General features: G+C 55.8%; 14 protein-coding genes. 3 read left to right on the forward strand and 11 right to left on the reverse strand.

The features are described from left to right. The coding region (locus tag ACSZO1_RS12500; protein ID WP_437612990.1) for a CapA family protein at nt 1-1167 on the forward strand (1167 nt) is incomplete at its 5' end. Nucleotides 1168-1240: 73 nt separating this feature from the next. Here ACSZO1_RS12500 and proY read toward each other — a convergent pair. The 6 genes from proY to phoB all read right to left on the reverse strand — a co-directional run bounded on the left by proY (nt 1241) and on the right by phoB (nt 8902). Continuing rightward, the gene (gene proY / locus ACSZO1_RS12505; RefSeq protein WP_437612992.1) at nt 1241-2626 is read right to left on the reverse strand and encodes a proline-specific permease ProY; all 1386 of its coding nucleotides are present in this window, start codon (nt 2624-2626) and stop codon (nt 1241-1243) included. 68 nt (nt 2627-2694) lie between these two features. Next, entirely contained in the window at nt 2695-4014 is a 1320-nt protein-coding gene (gene brnQ / locus ACSZO1_RS12510) for a branched-chain amino acid transporter carrier protein BrnQ (RefSeq protein WP_437612994.1), read from the reverse strand. Between the two features lie 409 nt (nt 4015-4423). Continuing rightward, nucleotides 4424-5527 carry a cobalamin-independent methionine synthase II family protein gene (locus tag ACSZO1_RS12515; protein WP_437612996.1) on the reverse strand — a complete coding sequence of 368 codons (1104 nt, stop codon included), beginning with the start codon at nt 5525-5527 and terminating at the stop codon, nt 4424-4426. 414 nt (nt 5528-5941) lie between these two features. Beyond that, nucleotides 5942-6865 carry a PstS family phosphate ABC transporter substrate-binding protein gene (locus tag ACSZO1_RS12520; protein WP_437612998.1) on the reverse strand — a complete coding sequence of 308 codons (924 nt, stop codon included), beginning with the start codon at nt 6863-6865 and terminating at the stop codon, nt 5942-5944. Nucleotides 6866-6884: 19 nt separating this feature from the next. Beyond that, on the reverse strand, nt 6885-8198 hold the full coding sequence (phoR, locus tag ACSZO1_RS12525) for a phosphate regulon sensor histidine kinase PhoR (RefSeq protein WP_437613000.1): 1314 nt from the start codon (nt 8196-8198) through the stop codon (nt 6885-6887). A 14-nt stretch (nt 8199-8212) separates the two neighbouring features. After that, complete coding sequence (gene phoB / locus ACSZO1_RS12530; protein WP_437613002.1) at nt 8213-8902, reverse strand: phosphate response regulator transcription factor PhoB; 690 nt, start codon at nt 8900-8902, stop codon at nt 8213-8215. Nucleotides 8903-9163: 261 nt separating this feature from the next. On the opposite strand from phoB, the gene sbcD reads away from it, so the two are divergent. After that, nucleotides 9164-10387, forward strand: coding sequence for an exonuclease subunit SbcD (gene sbcD, locus ACSZO1_RS12535; protein ID WP_437613004.1), 1224 nt, complete (start codon nt 9164-9166; stop codon nt 10385-10387). Beyond that, nucleotides 10384-13527 carry an exonuclease subunit SbcC gene (gene sbcC / locus ACSZO1_RS12540; protein WP_437613006.1) on the forward strand — a complete coding sequence of 1048 codons (3144 nt, stop codon included), beginning with the start codon at nt 10384-10386 and terminating at the stop codon, nt 13525-13527. The genes sbcD and sbcC overlap by 4 nt, the downstream gene beginning before the upstream one ends. Nucleotides 13528-13560: 33 nt before the next feature. Here the strand turns inward: sbcC and ACSZO1_RS12545 are convergent, their stop codons facing one another. The 5 genes from ACSZO1_RS12545 to ACSZO1_RS12565 all read right to left on the reverse strand — a co-directional run bounded on the left by ACSZO1_RS12545 (nt 13561) and on the right by ACSZO1_RS12565 (nt 17856). After that, complete coding sequence (locus ACSZO1_RS12545; protein ID WP_437613008.1) at nt 13561-14217, reverse strand: DUF799 domain-containing protein; 657 nt, start codon at nt 14215-14217, stop codon at nt 13561-13563. Continuing rightward, complete coding sequence (locus ACSZO1_RS12550) at nt 14214-14570, reverse strand: DUF4810 domain-containing protein (RefSeq protein ID WP_437613010.1); 357 nt, start codon at nt 14568-14570, stop codon at nt 14214-14216. The genes ACSZO1_RS12545 and ACSZO1_RS12550 overlap by 4 nt, the downstream gene beginning before the upstream one ends. Nucleotides 14571-14585: 15 nt before the next feature. Continuing rightward, complete coding sequence (locus tag ACSZO1_RS12555) at nt 14586-15263, reverse strand: CsgG/HfaB family protein (RefSeq protein WP_437613012.1); 678 nt, start codon at nt 15261-15263, stop codon at nt 14586-14588. Between the two features lie 369 nt (nt 15264-15632). Further along, entirely contained in the window at nt 15633-16700 is a 1068-nt protein-coding gene (gene qhpR, locus ACSZO1_RS12560; protein WP_437613042.1) for an AraC-like transcriptional regulator QhpR, read from the reverse strand. Between the two features lie 151 nt (nt 16701-16851). Then, nucleotides 16852-17856 (reverse strand): phosphotransferase enzyme family protein, encoded by a 1005-nt coding sequence (locus ACSZO1_RS12565; RefSeq protein ID WP_437613014.1) that lies wholly within the window; start codon nt 17854-17856, stop codon nt 16852-16854. Nucleotides 17857-18055: the final 199 nt, after the last annotated feature.

An 18055-nucleotide genomic window follows, 5' to 3' on the forward strand; every position in this document is an offset into this window, starting at 1 on the left:
TCGGTAGTTAACCCTTCCTCCTACACTCTCCACAATCATGTCCGAGCGTTGCACTTATTATCTGAATTCGCGAACAACCATACTGGCGACTTTGGCTGGGAAGGTGTGGTACACACCCTCGATGCGGCCGAAGAGCGCGATCTGATCCCGTGTGGCATTGGCCGCAATCTGGATGATGCCCGTCTGCCACGCTTCCTTGATACCGCCAACGGCCGTGTCGGTGTGGTGGCGCTCGGCTCCACCCGCTCCGAAGTGTTTCTGGCCGCGAATGGAGGCGCCAGCACCCAGCCACGCCCGGGTCTGAACCCGCTGCGCTGGGGACGCGCTTACGTGTTGCCAGATGCGCAGTTTGAACAGCTGAAACAGATCACCCGCGATCTCGGCATCGACGAAAGCGTGCGCGAGGGGATGCGCGTGGAAGTGATGGCCGATAAAGGCGCCAATGAATTTAAGTTCGGCTCACTGTTTGAAAGCTCGCTGCAGATTGAACGCGGTGACCAAGCCGCTGTACGCACCTGGTTCAATGAGCAGGACTGCCAGGCGAATGAACACAGCATTCGCGATGCCGCCAACCGCAGCGATTTTACCCTTGTCAGCCTGCATACCCATGAAGGGGATAAAGACAGCTGGTATGCCGCCGAAGCGCCGGAATTTATCGAGCAATTCGCTCATCGCGCCATTGAAGCGGGTGGTGATGCGGTCGTGTGCCACGGCGCCCACTTTATGCGTGGTGTAGAGATCTACCAGGGCAAACCCATCTTCTACAACCTGGGCAGCCTGTTGATGGAGTTTGAAGCGGGTGAGTCAATCATCGGCCCGGAAATGTACGAAGCCTATGGTCACCCGGTGAATGCACGTCCGTCCGATCTGCACCGTGCACGCGCGAAGAACAGCGCCGGTGAGTTTATTGGTTTCAACGCCGAAGCCCGCTTCTCACAAAATGCACTGGCGATCTTTGATCTGCAGGAAGGCCAGTTGGCCTGCCAGATCCTGCCACTCGATTTAGGCATGGACCGTGAACGCGTGCTGGACCGCGGACTGCCGCAGAGCGTCACGCACCAGCAGGGGGAAGAAATTGCCGCGTTGCTGACACGCCTCAGCCAGCGCTACGGCACGCAGTTCAGCTATAACCAGGAGAACGGCCTGATCAGTTTCAGCGCCGCATAATGCAACAGGCCGGGCATTTGCCCGGCCTGAGTCATTTTAGGGCCCGGAATCTTCCGGACAACTCGCCCGTAAATCAGGCATTATCTGAAGTGCTAATCGCCTTCTGACGCGCCACGCGCTGTTTAATCACCCAGCCTGCCAGCAGTAACACAATCCAGACAAAACCGGCGTACAGTGACACGCGGGTATCCGGGAAGTAGCCAATCAGACCGATAATAAACACCAGGAACAGCACCCCCACCATGGCGGTGAAAGACCCACCCGGCAGCGCGAACTTCAGCGCTTTCGCCTGTTCCACACTCAGCGTGCGACGGAAAGCAATCTGCGAGCAGAGGATCATAATCCACACCCACACAGTGGCGAAGGTCGCCAGCGACGCGATCACCAGGAATACTTTCTCTGGCATCAGGTAATTCAGGTAGACGGCGGTCAGCATCGCCAGCATCATCACCACCACGGTCACCCACGGAATGCCGCGATCAGACACCTTCATAAAGACTTTTGGCGCATGGCCCTGTTCAGCCATACCGTGCAGCATACGACCGACGCCAAACACATCACTGTTAATCGCTGACAGCGAAGCGGTGATCACCACAAAGTTAAGAATCGACGCCGCTGCCGCAATCCCCAGGTGCTGGAAAGTCAGCACAAACGGGCTGCCTTCGGTGCCCACCTGGTTCCACGGGTAAATCGACATAATCACAAACAGCGTGCCAACATAAAATACCAGGATACGCAGCGGCACTGAGTTAATGGCACGCGGAATCGACTTCTCCGGATCTTTCGCTTCACCGGCAGTGATGCCAATGATTTCGATACCGCCATAGGCAAACATCACCATCTGCAGCGACAGCAGCATACCGACGATGCCATGCGCAAAGAAGCCGCCATTGCTCCACAGATTGTGGATGCCGGTGGGCTGCCCGCCATTGCCAATGCCCCAGAAAATGATGCCAAAACCGGCAAGGATCATAATGATGATGGTGGCGACTTTGAAGAACGAGAACCAGAACTCCACCTCGCCAAACACGCGCACGCTCATCAGGTTAATCGCGCCGATAATCAGCACCACGCTCAGCACCCACATCCAGTGCGGCACGTCCGGGAACCAGACGCCCATATAGATGCCGAAGGCGGTGACGTCGGCGATGGCGACAATCAGAATTTCAAAGCAGTAGGTCCAGCCCGTGATATAGCCCGCCAGCGGGCCAAGGTAGTCCTGTGCATAGCGCGAAAACGAACTGGCCTGCGGATTGTTAACCGACATCTCACCCAGCGCGCGCATAATAATGTACGCCGCCGCGCCGCCAATGATGTACGCCAGCAGCACGCTTGGCCCAGCCATTTTTATCGCATCAGCAGAGCCATAAAACAGCCCGGTGCCAATAGCCGACCCCAGCGCCATAAAGCGGATATGGCGTGTGCTCAGTCCGCGTTTGAGCTTGTTCGTTTCTTGCATAACAACCTATCACCTGTGGAAATGAAAAAACCACGGGCAAGCCCGTGGTTGCAAATTAACCTGTTCTGTTACTGGTGCACGGTGACTTGCTGACGTCCCAGCAGACGGTCATATACCGCCAGCGCAATCAGCATCGCCAGTGATGGCGGCAACCATGCCAGTCCCTGATCGGCCAGCGGCAGATGCTGGCTCCATGCCGGCAACATCGCACTCAGACTGGAGGATTTAATCGCATCAATAATGCCGAACAGCAGGCTCACCAGCATAATCGGCGCGATGATGCGGCTGCTTTTGTTCCACCAGTTCAGCGTGAAGCTCAGCACCACCAGTACAATACAAGGTGGATAAATTGCTGTCAGCACCGGAATGGAAATCTGAATCAAATGGCTCAGGCCGAGGTTCGATACCAGCATGGAGAACAGACCCAGGATAAACACCAGCGCACGGTAAGAGAGTGGCAGATAGTGTTCAAAGAACTCGGCGCAGGCGCAGGTCAGGCCGACCGCCGTCACCATGCAGGCGACGAAAATCAGTGATGCCAGGAAGAAGCTGCCCATATTGCCAAAGGTCTGCTGCACATAAGCATGCAGGATCGCCGCGCCGTTGGCGTTCTGATCCACCAGGCCGCCGCTGCCGGAACCCAGTTTAAACAGGCTCAGATAGACCAGCGTCAGACCGACACCGGCAATCAGACCAGCCAGAATGGTGTAACGGGTCAGCAGACGCGCGTCTTCCACACCGCGTGAACGGGCAGCATTAACGATAACAATACCAAACACCAGCGCGCCCAGCGTATCCATGGTCAGATAACCATTGACGAAACCGTTCGAGAACGCCGCATGCTGATAAGCCTCTGTCGCTGGCGCCACGCCACCGGCTGGCCACAGCAGTGCAGCCACACCCAGCACCGCCAGCGCGAAGATTTTCAGTGGTGCCAGCACATGGCCAACGGTATCCAGCAGTTTGCCCGGATAGAGGGAGATGCCCATCACCAGCGCAAAATAGATCACGCTGTAGATAAACAGGGGCAGCGGACCGTCACCGGTCAGCGGCGCGATGCCGATTTCAAAGGACACGGTCGCGGTACGTGGCGTAGCGAACAGAGGCCCTACCGCCAGATAACAGACGGTCGCTAACAGCAGACCTGCCGCTTTGCCGATTGGCGAGCTGAGGGCGTCAATACCGCCACCGACACGCGCCAGCGCAATCACGGTAATCACCGGCAGACCTACTGCGGTGATCAGGAAGCCAAGGGCCGCCATCCAGACATGTTCACCGGACTGAATCCCTACCATCGGCGGGAAAATAATATTGCCCGCGCCCACGAACAGGGCGAAGGTCATAAACCCTAACGCGAGGATATCTTTTGAAGTTAAACGATGTGTCATAAAGCCGTATTGCCTGTTACTGATGTTGCAGTGGAAGTTGTGTTTAAACGTTGGCGATTCCGACAGCACGTTAAAATTATCAATAATTCAGACATCTACAGGGCAATATGCTTGCTGATGGCCTGACGCGCAGGTGATTTGAGCTGATTTTCTTCTGTTCACAGGGGATCTATCGACAACGGCGCTAAGTAAAACGTTTATAGCGGGGAAAGGCAATACGGGATCGGAAAAGCAGAGTGATATAACGGATAAATTCTAAAAAGCAGTGGATCGCTTCAGAATATAACGGAAGCACATTAGATGATTTGTATTTTTTCTGCACAGCATGTGGTTAATTTGGCCATTTCCTCTCCTTCAGATGCACAAAAGGCGCGGAAACCCGCGCCTGTCTGCACAACGTTACGCCGGATTACCAGACGTTTTTCGCGATATCCACCACCAGACGCAGCTTCGCCCACTGCTGCTCTTCCGTCAGGCTGTTGCCCTCTTCGGTGGACGCAAAGCCACACTGCGGACTGAGGCAAATCTGGCTCAGGTCGACATATTTCGCCGCTTCGGCCAGGCGCTGTTTCACCGTTTCCGGATTTTCCAGCTCACCATTTTTGGTGGTGATCAGGCCCAGCACCACCTGCTGATGACCCGGTTTGATAAAGCGCAGCGGTTCGAAGCCACCGGAACGCTCGTTATCGTATTCGAGGAAGAAGGCGTCGATATTGACGGTGCCGAACAGGATCTCCGCCACAGGCTCATAGCCGCCTTCAGAGATCCAGGTCGAACGGAAGTTACCGCGGCAGACATGCAGACCAATGGTCAGATCGGCTGGTTTGCCTTCGATGGCTTTGTTCAGCACGCGGGCATAGATACGCGCCAGCTCTTCCGGATCTTCGCCGCGCTCGCGGATCTGACGTTTCTGATCTTCTGAGCACAGGTAGGCCCAGACGGTGTCATCCAGTTGCAGATAGCGGCAGCCGGCATCATAGAAGGCTTTGATCGCGTCACGATAGACCTGCGCCAGATCGTCCCAGTAAGCCTCCAGCTGCGGATAAACCTGTGGGTCGATGGCCTTACGCCCGCCACGGAAATGCAGCACGCTGGGGCTTGGGATGGTCATTTTCGCCACGGCATCACCGCTGATGCTGTTCAGATAGCGGAAATCTTCCAGCATCGGGTGATCGCCAAAACCGAGTTTACCGACCACGCGTACGCTGTGCGCTTTGGTCTGTACGCCGTTAAACTGAATGCCCTGCTCGACTTCATAACGCTCAACGCCCTGCAGACCGTCGAAAAAGTCAAAATGCCACCATGCGCGACGGAATTCGCCGTCGGTCACGACCTGCAGACCACTGGCGCGCTGGTGTTCAACGACGTGGCGAATCGCCTCATCTTCCACCCGGCGCAGCGCAGCAGCATCGATCTCGCCCGCAGCAAACTGCTCGCGCGCCTGTTTGATAGACTGTGGACGCAGGAAACTGCCAACAATATCAGCACGGAATGGGGCGGTGGTTCTTTGCATCTCGGTTTACTCCTGGCTTACGCGCAGCGCGCATAATTTACTGGGGAAATAGTTTCAGTTAGTTATTTTTAGACTTCTGGATGTCTATATGGCTGAAACAAGAGTGACATGAGGATTGCTCAGGTGCAATAGAGGAAAATTCATAGGACATGAAAAAAATTCATGACCAATATTTAACTGATCACGCGAGGTATTTGAAACAGATATCAGGCCCGCGAGTGGAATCACTATTTTATTAATATTTTCAGTTCATTACCTTATCTTAACTGGCAACCAGCAGACAGATAAAAGGCCTGAAAGGTGCGAAAGAAGCGGTTTAATGAACGGATAGCCAGCACTTATGAAGTACTGGCTATCAAAAGAGAGAGCTGCAGCCCGCGCGAATAACGACATTCGTCGTTAATGGCGGTGATATCACTCCAGCAATGCCTGCGCCTGACGCAACTGCTGATCCGACAACGGCAGATAACCCGCCTGCTTCACCAGAGCCTGGCCCTGCGGTGAAATCGCCTGACGCAGGAACACACGCGTCAGCGGTTCCAGCGGCTTACCCGGTGCTTTATTGACGTAGATATAGAGCGGACGGCTCCACGGATAGCGACCATTACGAATGCTGTCACTGTCTGGCATCACCGCAGGGACACCGGCTCTGGCACTGATCGCGAGGGTTTTTACCCCGCTAAGATGAAAGCCCATGCTGGCGTAGCCTATTCCGCCCAGCGAGGCCGCCACCGCCTGCACCACCGCCGCCGACCCCGGATATTCGCTGACATCCTGGCGGAAATCGCCGCCGCACAGTGCCTGCTGTTTAAAGAACCCCCAGGTACCGGAGGCCGAATTGCGCCCAAAACGCTGCAGCGCACGCTTCTGCCACTCCGGCGAAGCCAGCTGCAAATCGCCCCAGTTTTGCGGCGTGGTGGTTGCACCACAGCGTCGTGTCACCGAGAACACCGCATCCAGCTGCTGTCCACTGATCTCATTCAGCGGGTTATCCTGGTTAACCACCACCACCAGCGCATCCATCGCCACCGGCACCGCCAGTGGCTGATAACCATATTTACTGGCAAACAGCTGACGTTCGCCCGCCAGCATCGGGCGGCTCATCGCCCCCAGCTGCGCAGCGCCCGCCGCCAGTGCGACCGGGGCAGTCGACGACCCCGCCGCCTGAATCTGCACATTAACGCCTGGATACTGGCGATTAAAATTCTCGCCCCACAGCGTCATCAGATTACCCAGCGTGTCAGAACCGACACTGGTGAGATTCCCCGCCAGCATCCCCTCTTTCGCCTGTACCGCCGCTGACAGCAGCAACAGTGCCGTCAGTATCAGCTTCTTCATGCTTCGCGCCCGTTAATGATCAACGCTTTGCATTCTCCGCTACTTCCGCCGGGACAATCAACCTTGCCGCCAGAGTAAAACTAAAACAGGTCTGAATATCCGGCACGCTGGTGATTTCCAGCCGCGAATTATGGTGGCTCAGCGCATGCTTGACGATCGCCAGCCCCAGCCCGCTGCCGCCGGTCGCCCGCGAGCGGGCCTTATCCACCCGATAAAAACGTTCGGTAAGGCGCGGAATATGCTCGGCGGCAATGCCAGGCCCGTTATCTTTCACCGTAAAGTGTGCGCCCGTTTTGTCGCGCAGCCAGCTGATATCAATGCGGGTGCCTGCCGGCGTATGATTCACCGCGTTATACACCAGATTCGAAATCGCACTGCGCAGTTGCTCATCATTGCCGAACACCCGCAAATGCGGATCGGTATGGAAATGAATGTCATGCCGCCCGTTGCTCAGGGTTTCCGCCTCGCGCTGTAACATACGCAGCATCATTGGCACATCCACTTTTTCCTGCAAATCAATGGCAGGCGCCGCTTCAATACGCGACAACGTCAGCAGTTGCTTCACCAGGCTGTCCATACGCCGTGTCTGCTCCTGCATGGTGTGCAACGCTTTACTGCGCGTCTGCCCTTCCAGCACCGAGTCATTCATCATTTCCAGATAGCCCTGCAGCACCGTCAGTGGCGTGCGCAGCTCGTGGCTGACATTGGCAAAGAAGTTACGTCGTGCCCCTTCCAGCTGGTGCATCTGCGTGACATCACGCGCCACCATCAGCCACTGGCCTTCACTGTAAGGCATCACGCGAAACTCTAAATGACGATGCTGATTCAGCACCAGCGTCAGCGGACGGGCAAAATCGCGCTGGCGTAAATAGCGGGAGAATTCAGGATAGCGCAGCAGGTTAAGGATATTCTGGCCATTATCCTCAGGCCAGCGCAGACCAAGATGCTGCTGTGCCAGACCATTACACCAGAAAATATTGCCCTCTTCCGTGGTCAGCACGACGGCATCGGGCAATGACTCCGCCCCGCTGCGAAAACGTTTAATCAGATTGCCCAGTTCACGCCGGCGGCGGCGATTACGCAGCTGCATTTGATAGAGGCCGTAAAACAGCGGCTCCCAGCTGGCGTGTCCGGCAGGTGGTGTCATGGTGCGGTCGACCCACAGCCAGTGTGACAGGCGTAATAAGTTGTAGCAGTGCCAGCCCAGCACACCCAGCACTGCGACCAGCAACCACCACGGCAAATAGCCGAACAGCAGTCCCAGCAACAGTGCGGGCAGGCAAGCCAGCACCAGCTCCAGTACTAATCTCTTCCAGGAGAGGCGTTCCAGCACGGTTCAGACTCCGATCAAAAACGAGCGGAGAAACGATACCCTGTTCCGCGCACCGTTTGAACCATACGATCGTGACCGGTGACTTCCAGCGCCTTACGCAAACGACGGATATGAACATCGACAGTGCGATCTTCAACATAAACATTGGTGCCCCAGACATGGTTCAGCAGCTGTTCGCGGCTGTACACGCGTTCCGGGTGCGTCATAAAGAAATGCAGTAATTTATATTCGGTTGGCCCCATCTCGATCGGTGTGGTTTCGGCCATCACACGATGCGACGACGGATCAAGACTCAGCCCCTGCATCTCAATCACCTCTTCCACCGCCATCGGTGAAATGCGACGCATCACGGCTTTAATGCGTGCCACCAGCTCTTTCGGTGAAAACGGCTTGGTAATGTAATCATCGGCGCCCACTTCCAGCCCGCGCACGCGATCTTCTTCTTCGCCACGCGCGGTCAGCATCACTACCGGGATTTCGCGCGTCATCGCTTCGCGCTTCAGATGTTTAATAAACTGAATGCCGCTACCACCCGGTAACATCCAGTCGAGAAGGATCAAATCTGGCCAGGGCTCGATCAGTAAGCTCACTGCACTGTCATAATCTTCCGCTTCGATAGGTTGATAGTCATTTTGCTCAAGAACGAAACACAACATCTCACGGATTGGGGCTTCATCTTCGACTACCAGAATGCGCTTAGCCATTGTTACTCCTGCTGATGTGACCCTTTGTCACTGGAATTCGCGGCGTCATTATGCGTCAGTTTTATGACAGATTTATGAAAAATGCACGGGCTAAAAAATGCGCTGTCATACTTTTGTGACGCCGGATTCAGCGTGGCGTCATCAGGTTTCCGGCGGCGGAATCATTCCGCTTCGGCAAAGCGCATCTGCACGCTGCATTATGACGCAAGCAGCCTCTCTGTTTATAATCGCCCTCTCGCGTTAGCTTATGCAGGGAATCTTATGCGCTTTATCCACACCGCCGACTGGCACCTCGGTCAGTTCTTTTATACCAAGAGCCGCGCGCCGGAACATCAGGCGTTTCTCGACTGGCTGATCGACACCGCTGAAACACAGCAGGTGGATGCGATTATTGTCGCCGGAGATATTTTCGACAGCGGTGCGCCGCCAAGCTATGCACGCGAACTGTATAACCGCTTTGTAGTGCAGCTGCAGCGCACCGGCTGCCAGCTTATCGTGCTGGGTGGCAACCATGATTCGGTCGCCACGCTGAATGAATCACGTGAGCTGCTGGCCTGCCTGAATACCCGGGTGATCGCCGCCGCCAGCGAACAACCGGAACAGGATCAGGTGTTGTTGCTGAATGACCGTCAGGGCCAGCCAGCGGCATTATTGTGTGCCATCCCATTTTTACGCCCGCGCGATATTATGCGCAGCCAGGCGGGCCAGTCCGGACGCGAGAAACAGCAAAGCCTGCTGGAGGCGATTCGCGCTCACTATCAGCGCTGCTACGACCATGCCGTGCAGCAGCGTGACTCGCTGGGACTGGCGTTGCCGATTATCGCCACCGGCCATCTGACGACGGTAGGCGTCAGCACCAGTGATTCGGTGCGCGATATCTATATCGGCACTCTCGACGCATTTCCGGCGCAGGCTTTTCCGCCTGCCGACTATATTGCCCTCGGCCATATTCACCGCGCACAACGCATCGCCAACAGTGAACATATCCGCTACAGCGGCTCGCCGATCCCGCTCAGTTTCGATGAACTGGGCAAGGAGAAAAGCGTCTTTCTGGTGGAGTTTAACGGCAGTGAGCTGGCGCGAGTTGAACCACTGATCATCCCGCAGACGCAGCCGATGAGCATGATTAAAGGCTCGCTGGCGGAAATCGAACAGCAACTACAGCAATTCGCTGCCGCGCCGGCAACGGTCTGGCTGGATATTGAAATCGTCACGCAGGATTACCTGAATGATATTCAGCGGCGGATTCAGGAGCTGACCGCCGACCTGCCGGTCGACGTGGTACTGCTCCGCCGCAGCCGTGAACTGCGTGAGAAAACCATTGCCCGCCAGCAAAATGAAACGCTGAGTGAGCTGAGTGTGGAAGAGGTGTTCAGCCGACGGCTGGCACAGGAAGCGCAGCAGGATGAGACGCGTCAGCAGCGGGTCCGGCATCTGTTTGCCACCACGCTTGACGCCGTGCGCCGGCAGGAGCCACAGCCATGAAAATTTTAACGCTGCGCTTTAAGAATCTGAACTCGCTGAAAGGTGAATGGAAAATCGATTTCACCGCCGAGCCGTTCGCCAGCAACGGCCTGTTTGCCATTACCGGCCCGACCGGTGCCGGGAAAACCACCCTGCTCGATGCCATCTGCCTGGCTCTGTATCACCAGACCTCACGGCTGGGCGTCATCACCCAGTCGCAGAATGATTTGATCACCCGAGATACGGCGGAATGCCTGGCGGAAGTGGAGTTTGAAGTAAAAGGTGTCGCCTGGCGCGCGTTCTGGAGCCAGAACCGCGCACGCGGCGCGGTGGATGGCAATCTGCAGGCGCCGAAAGTCGAGCTGGTACGCTGCGCAGATAACAGCATCGTCGCCGATAAGGTCAATGACAAACTGAAAATGACCGAAACCCTCACCGGCCTCGATTTTAACCGTTTCACCAAATCGATGATGCTGTCTCAGGGGCAATTCGCCGCCTTCCTTAACGCCAAAGCCAGTGAACGCGCAGAACTGCTGGAAGAGCTGACCGGCACCGAAATCTATGGCCGCCTGTCGATGGCCGTGTTCGAACAGCATAAAGCGACACGCATCGCCCTGGATAACCTGCGCGCCCACGCGTCAGGGATGGCGCTGCTGGAAGAAGAAACACGCCAGCAGTTGCAACAACAGCTGGAGCAACTGACAGAGCAGGAGCAAGTGCTTACCCGCTCGCTGACAGAATACCAGCAACAGCAGCAGTGGCTGGAGCAGCAGCAGAAGCTGCAGCAGGAGATTAGCGCACTGGAGCAGCAGCTGAGTGCATTAACGGAGCAGCAACAGCAGTCATCCCGTCATCTGATTACCCTGAGCGAACAGCAACAACAGGCAGAAGAGGCGCGTAAACAGCTGGCGCAGCAACGTCAGCAGCAGGAAACGCTGATCAATGAGCAGGTTCAGCCGCTGGATCACCAAATCACCACGCTCCAGCAGCAGTACGGCGAGCTGGCGAAAACGCTAAGTGAGCACCAGCTAACCCAGCAGCAAAAGCAGCACAGTCAGCAACAGCTGCAGCAGGATCTGCACACACTGAAGCAGCAACGCCAGCAGCATCAGCAGTGGCGCGAACAGCACGCTCAGGTGGCAGAGTGGGGACCTTCGCTACTGCTGTGGCAGGAACGCCTGACCCAGTTGCAGAAAAGCGAGCAGTCACTTACTGCGCTGCAACAGCGGGTACAGCAACGTCAGACGGCGCTCGGGCAACACCATCACGCGGTTCCTCTGCCGGATGAACAGCAGCCAGAAGCTGAACTGCGTACTGCGTTAGCGCAGTTACAGCAACAACGAACCGCGCGACAAAAGCTGGCGCTGTTGTCACCACAAATTATCCAGCTGACACAGCAACAGCAGAAACAACACGCTCAGTTGCAGACGCTGTCACAACAGCTTGCTGTCGATGAACAGCAGTTGCTGAAACTGCGTAATGCTTATAAAGAGAAAAACCAGCACTATCAGGATCTGGATGCGCGCTGCAAACTGGAGCAGAAAATTGCCGATCTGGCGCAGCACCGTGCGGCGTTACAGCCAGATCAGCCCTGCCCGCTCTGTGGTTCCCGCGAACATCCGGCGATTGCCGAATATCAGGCGCTGGAGCTCTCGGTCAACCAGCAACGTTTAGCCGAACTGGAAAAAGATAAACAGCGCCTGTACGAAGAAGGCACGGCGAAAAGCGAGCAGGTTAAGCTCAGCAACACTCAGCAACAACAACTGCAACAGGAGCTGGAGCAGAGCACGCAACACCTGGCGCAACTGCAGCAACACTGGCAGGCGTACTGCCAGCCGCTGGCGCTGACGATTGACGCACAGGATGCCGCCGCCGTTAACGGCTGGCTGATGCAGCAGGAACAACAGGAACTGGCGTTGCAGCAGGCGCTGCAACTGCGTGAACTGGCGGAGTTACAGCAACAACAACACAGTGCGGCACAGCAGCTGGAACAACAGCGTGCCCAGCTGAGCGATCAGCTGGCCGCCTGTCACTTCACCCTGCCAGCGGCTGCCGATACGGCAGACTGGTTGCAGCAGCGTCAGCAACAGTGGCAACAATGGCAGCAGAGCGAACAGGCGCTCACTGCGCTGCAACCCCAGCTTGCGGCGCTCACCAGCCGTCAGCAGAGCCTCACTACCGAGCTGACGGAACAGGCACTGCGCGTACAGCGCAGCAGTAACGAACTGCAAAACCTGCAGCAACAGTTAACGCAGCAACAGCAGCAACGCCAGCAACTGTTTGGCGATCGGCAGGTCGCTGACGTACGCCAGCAGTGGCAACAACAGGCGCAACAGGCGGATGCGCGCTGCGCAGAGCAGCAGCAACAGTGGCAGGCGGCACAGAACCAGCTAAATACCCTGACCGGACAGCATAACTCACTCAGTAACCAGCTTTCGGCATTACAATTGCGTCAGAAAGAGGCACAACAGCAGGCAGTCACCACCCTGCCGCCTGCTCAGCTGGCGGAACAGGTTGAGAGTTTACGGCTGCAGATTCGCGATAACGCTCAGCAGCAGGGCCAGGCGCGCCAGCAACTGCAGCACGATCAGCAACAGCGCCAGCAGCAGCAAACGCTGTTACAGCAGATTGCTGAGGGAGAACAGCAGCAGGACGACTGGGCGTGGCTGAATGACATGATTGGCTCAGCAACCGGCGATAAATTCCGTAAATTCGCTCAGGGACTGACACTGGATCATCTGGTGTGGCTGGCGAACCAGCAGCTCGACCGGCTGCATGGCCGCTATCTGCTCCAGCGCAAATCGGATGAAGCGCTGGAGTTACAGGTGGTGGACACCTGGCAGGCAGACGCCCAGCGCGACACCCGCACCCTGTCTGGCGGCGAAAGCTTCCTTGTCAGTCTGGCACTGGCGCTGGCGCTTTCTGACCTGGTCAGTGACAAAACCCGCCTCGAATCGCTGTTTCTTGATGAAGGCTTTGGCACCCTTGATGCCGACACCCTTGATACCGCGCTCGATGCACTGGATGCGCTGAATGCCAGTGGTAAAACCATTGGCGTGATTAGCCATGTGGAAGCGATGAAAGAACGGATTCCGGTGCAGATTAAGGTACGCAAAGTGAATGGTCTGGGTTACAGCAAGCTGGAGACGCCAGTGGCCTGAAAAAAGAAGGGCACCATCATGGCGCCCCTGTCATCAGATTTTCGCCGGCTTCGCACGCGGTCCCGGCAGAATGCCACCATCGGTATTGGCAGTCTTGGCCGTCAGTAAGCGGAGGCTGGCGACTTCAGCAAAGTCATGTGCCGCATCCGTCATATTATTAGCAATCTGGTTCACTGCAGCGCTAACCAGCGCCCCTATCAGACCCTGATTGCCACTGTTTTGCTCGCTACTCGACGCTGTCGCCCTGCCATCCCAGATCTGCTTGCCTGTACGCAAATCTAACAGTCTGGCCGTCACGGACACTTGCGTCACGCTATCGATCAGGATGTATTTGGTGCCGTACTCAGTAATGTTGATATACAGCGCCGCATCGGCATTAAAGATACTGCGCAGTTTCGCCGTACTCACCGCCTGAATATCATTGCCGTTAGTTAAACCGTTTTGTTTAAAGGTCTCTTCCACCACAGCCACCGGGAAAACATAGTAGCCGGATTCGGCCAGCGGTTGCGTCACTACCGAGACAAAACTGTGCGCGGCATTCACATCCGGTGAATTGTTCTGTGCCGGCAGCACCAGGATCGACGCTGGCTTGCTTTCACGGAACGCGGTGTAGTCATAAGGGGTTTTCTTCGCGCAACCGGTCAGGGTTACCGCAGCCAGCACCGCGGCTATGGCTAAAATCTTTTTCATTTTTGTGCTCCCTGCTTATTACGCATCAGGAAATCCATATAGGCAGACGACTCTGGAAACGCGCTTTTCTCTGCGGTGAACTGCTGGAAAGCTAAATCCGGATGACCGATGTTGACATACAACAGGCCCAGCTGCGCACGCAAGCCAGGTGCAACCGGTTTATTTTTCGCTTTTGCTTCCTGAATAACTTTGTTCAGCGTTTCAATTTCTTTTTCCGGCGCTTCACCGTGTTTGTAATAGCTATATAACGACGACTGGTAATCGCCCCAGTAATAGATATTCTCTTTCTTTTCCGCGCAGGCAGTTAACAGCAGTGCCGTAGCCACTGCCAGGGTATATTTCATCACACGCATGTTCTTCCCCGTTGCTTATTTAGCCGGACGCCATGCGCCGGATTCAATTCCATTGACCAGATGATTAACCGCTTCGCGAATCGCCAGATCCATCACTTTACCATTCAGTGTCGAGTCATAGCTGGCAGTACTACCAAAGCCAATCACCTCACGGTTTGACAGCGCATATTCACCTGCGCCCTGGGCGGAATAAACCACTTCGGACGTCGCGACATCAACGATATTCAGATTCACTTTGGCATAGGCAATTTGCTGTTTGCCGCGACCGAGAATACCCCACAGTTGCTGGTCGCCAACTTCTTTGCGGCCAAACTCAGTGATATCGCCGGTTACCACGTAGTCTGCGCCTTTGATGGACTGCGCACTGCGCTTGTAGCCTGCTTCCGCTTTGATTTCTTCGAGGTTAGCGCGATCCAGAACGTTGAAACGTCCGGTCTGCTGCAGATGGGTGATCAGAATGGTTTTTGACTGGTTGCCCAGACGATCAACACCGTCAGAGAAAATACCGTTCATATAAGACGAGCGGTTATCAAATTTCCCTACAGCAATCGGACTTTTTACTCCCTGATAAACAGGCTGGCTGGCAGCAGCAACCTGAGGCGCTTCAATTGCGCGCGACGATTCTGTGGCGCAGCCACTAAGTACGGCGCTACTCAGTAACGTAAAAGCAACAAGATGATAATGGGTCTTCATTTCTGTTCCATGAATTTAAGTAAAAAAACCAGCACCACGCCAGTCATCACAGCAAGTGAATACATCCATATAACAACCAGAGACAACAATAAAACAAACGCCTGGTTATCCGTAATAAGTTAACGGGAATTGAAAATATGATTTACCACCGTTATTACCAGTTTGTTTTATTCTGTCTTCCCCACCCTAGCGGTGGCTGCTACAAATGCAGCAGAAATCTTCTGTAGAGGATCTGGCAATGCTGAAATAGCCTGTCAGCAGAAAGCTAACGCTGTAAGCTATCGGCAGACAGGCGAAAAACTTTACCACTGTTATTTATAAAATGACATCGGACAAGCACTGAAGTGTAATGATTTTGCAGGGAAATCGTTAACCCGCCAGCTCATCCTGGCGCCACTGGCGCGGACTGATGCCAAACCAGCGGCGAAAAGCGCGGGAGAAGGCGCTGACTTCGGAATACCCCAGCAACAACGCCATTTCAGAGATGGGTAACTGTTTCTGCTGCAGATAGTGGGTCGCCATTTCACAACGCACTTTATCCACCAGCGCGGTAAAACTCAGCCCCTCATCGCGCAGCCGCCGTTGCAGCGACCAGCTCGACAGGCCCATTTTTTCCGCCACCTCCTCCAGCACCGGCTCGCCCTGCATCAGCGCCAGATGCACCTGCGAGCGCGCCTGGTCGACAATATTCTGCTGCGGCGCATGGCAGTTCAGGCGACGAATCGCATCCTGCACGACGGTCAGCAGTACCGGATCGCTCTCCGGCATGGCACGCAGCAGATCGCGTTTCGCAATTACCAGCGAGTTAAACGGCTGATCGAAATAGACTGGCGCATCAAACACTTTACAGTGCTCATGCCAGAATTCGGGACGGGGATGCTCAAAATGCACTTCACGCGGCGACCAGTTTTTGCCCGCGACATGGCGGATCAGATTCATGATCATGCCCAGAGTCAGCTCTGCATCCTGACGACGACAGAGAATCGCACCATGACGCACCTGATAATCAAAACGCCAGCAGTCGCCACGATCCACCAGCCGGGTCAGCGTGTCGTGCTGATGAAAAGGAAAGGCATTGACCACATTCTGTAACGCCTGCTCCAGCGTGGCTGAACACAGGCCGACATAACCAATCAGGCCTAATGACTGCGGTTTAAACTGCCTGCCGTAGTGCAAACCGAAGTTATCAAAACCCGAGTAACGCGCCGCTTCTTCCATCACACGGCAGTAGTTCACCAGCCCGAGACTGAGAGTCGGGCTGGCGAGTAATTCAGGATCGATGCCGCTGACGCCGAAAATACGATCGACATCGCCGCCTTTATCACCAATAAAATCCGCCAGCCCGGTCGCTGCGGCGGCCAGTACGCCGCGGTTGCTGGCAAAGCCATCTGCCAGCACGCCCGTCAGCGCGGGTTGTCTGCTGATTACATTTTCCATCATCGCCTCGCCTTGCGCTGCAAAAGGATGTCTGATTGATAACAGCAAATTTCGTACCAACCACTATCACAAAGGTAATCAGCGAGTTAGCAGACGAAGCGGGCATTCGCGGCACCGCAGAGGCGCATCCCTGCCCGATAAAAGTGCACGATCAGGCCCCGACTGGCAGCTGCGAGGTTTCCAGATAGCGACGACACAGACGCACCGAATGATCCGCCCAGTGTGGCCCCAGACTCTGCGCCATTTCGGTTTCCGCATGCGAACCCGCCCACGCCAGCAGCTGGATACGCCGCTGCATCAACAGCGTCGGCACCAGCGCCATATCGGCATCCGACAGATGCGCGACCTGCTCATAGCCCTGCAGCCAGTGATCCACCCACTCGGCGGCACGCGGATGGTGCTCAACAAAGCTGATCGCCGCCGCCAGATCGTGCAGATACCAGCCAAAACCGCAGTCGTCAAAATCGATAACCCGGGTTTCACCGCGATGCAGCAACAGGTTGGTCAGTCGCAGATCGGCATGGATCAGGCCATAGCGTTCGGCGCTTTTGCCATAGTCCACCAGCTCGTCTCCAATACGCGCAATCGCCTGTTCCACCACTGCGCGATCCTGCGGCTTGAGATTCGGCGCATCCTGCCAGTGTCCCCAGTGGCTCTGCGGACTGACCATCGTGTGGTGATCCCAGATAATGCGCTGAAATTCCTGTGGTCGCTGCCAGTTGCGGCTGTGCTGATGCAGGCGTGCGGTGATCTGCCCCAGCTGGCGGAAGGCGCGTGGATCAACCTCGGTGGTTGGCATCTCGCCCTCAATCCAGTGAAACAGTACCGCATAACGCGTGCTGCCGTCCGGCAATGTCAGTGTCTGTACCGCCTCACCCTGGGTATTCAGCACCGCCTGCGGCACCATGATGCCGGTTTCGCGCAGCGCATCCAGCCACTGCAGTTCACTTTCGATATCCGCTTTCTGGTGATAATCCCCACGATGCAGGCGCAGCGCGTAACGCTGTCCCTGCGCCACCAGCAAGAACGTCGCATTTTCAGAGCGGCACAGCAGGCTTAACGTGCCGTGCAATGCCGCCGGATAGTTAGCCAGCGTGCGCTGTGCCAGTGCGGTCAGCGCAGTGTTGTCGAGGGTGTCGTATTGTTTGGCACTCATAAGTCAGGCTCCGCAGCGTCCATAAAGTGCTATCAGCATTGACCGTCTGCCCCCACTCAGGCTTGACCACAGACGACCCAATGTTGACCGCAGCGTGCAGCAGGCACGCTTTTTGCCTCGAAGTTGACCGTGGATGACAAAACTTAGTGCGCCAGCGTCAAGTTTTCCCGCCACCGGCAGCGGCATTATCGACAACTGT

This window comes from Erwinia sp. V71 (assembly GCF_965644245.1).
In the GTDB taxonomy this organism is placed as follows: Bacteria; Pseudomonadota; Gammaproteobacteria; order Enterobacterales; family Enterobacteriaceae; genus Erwinia.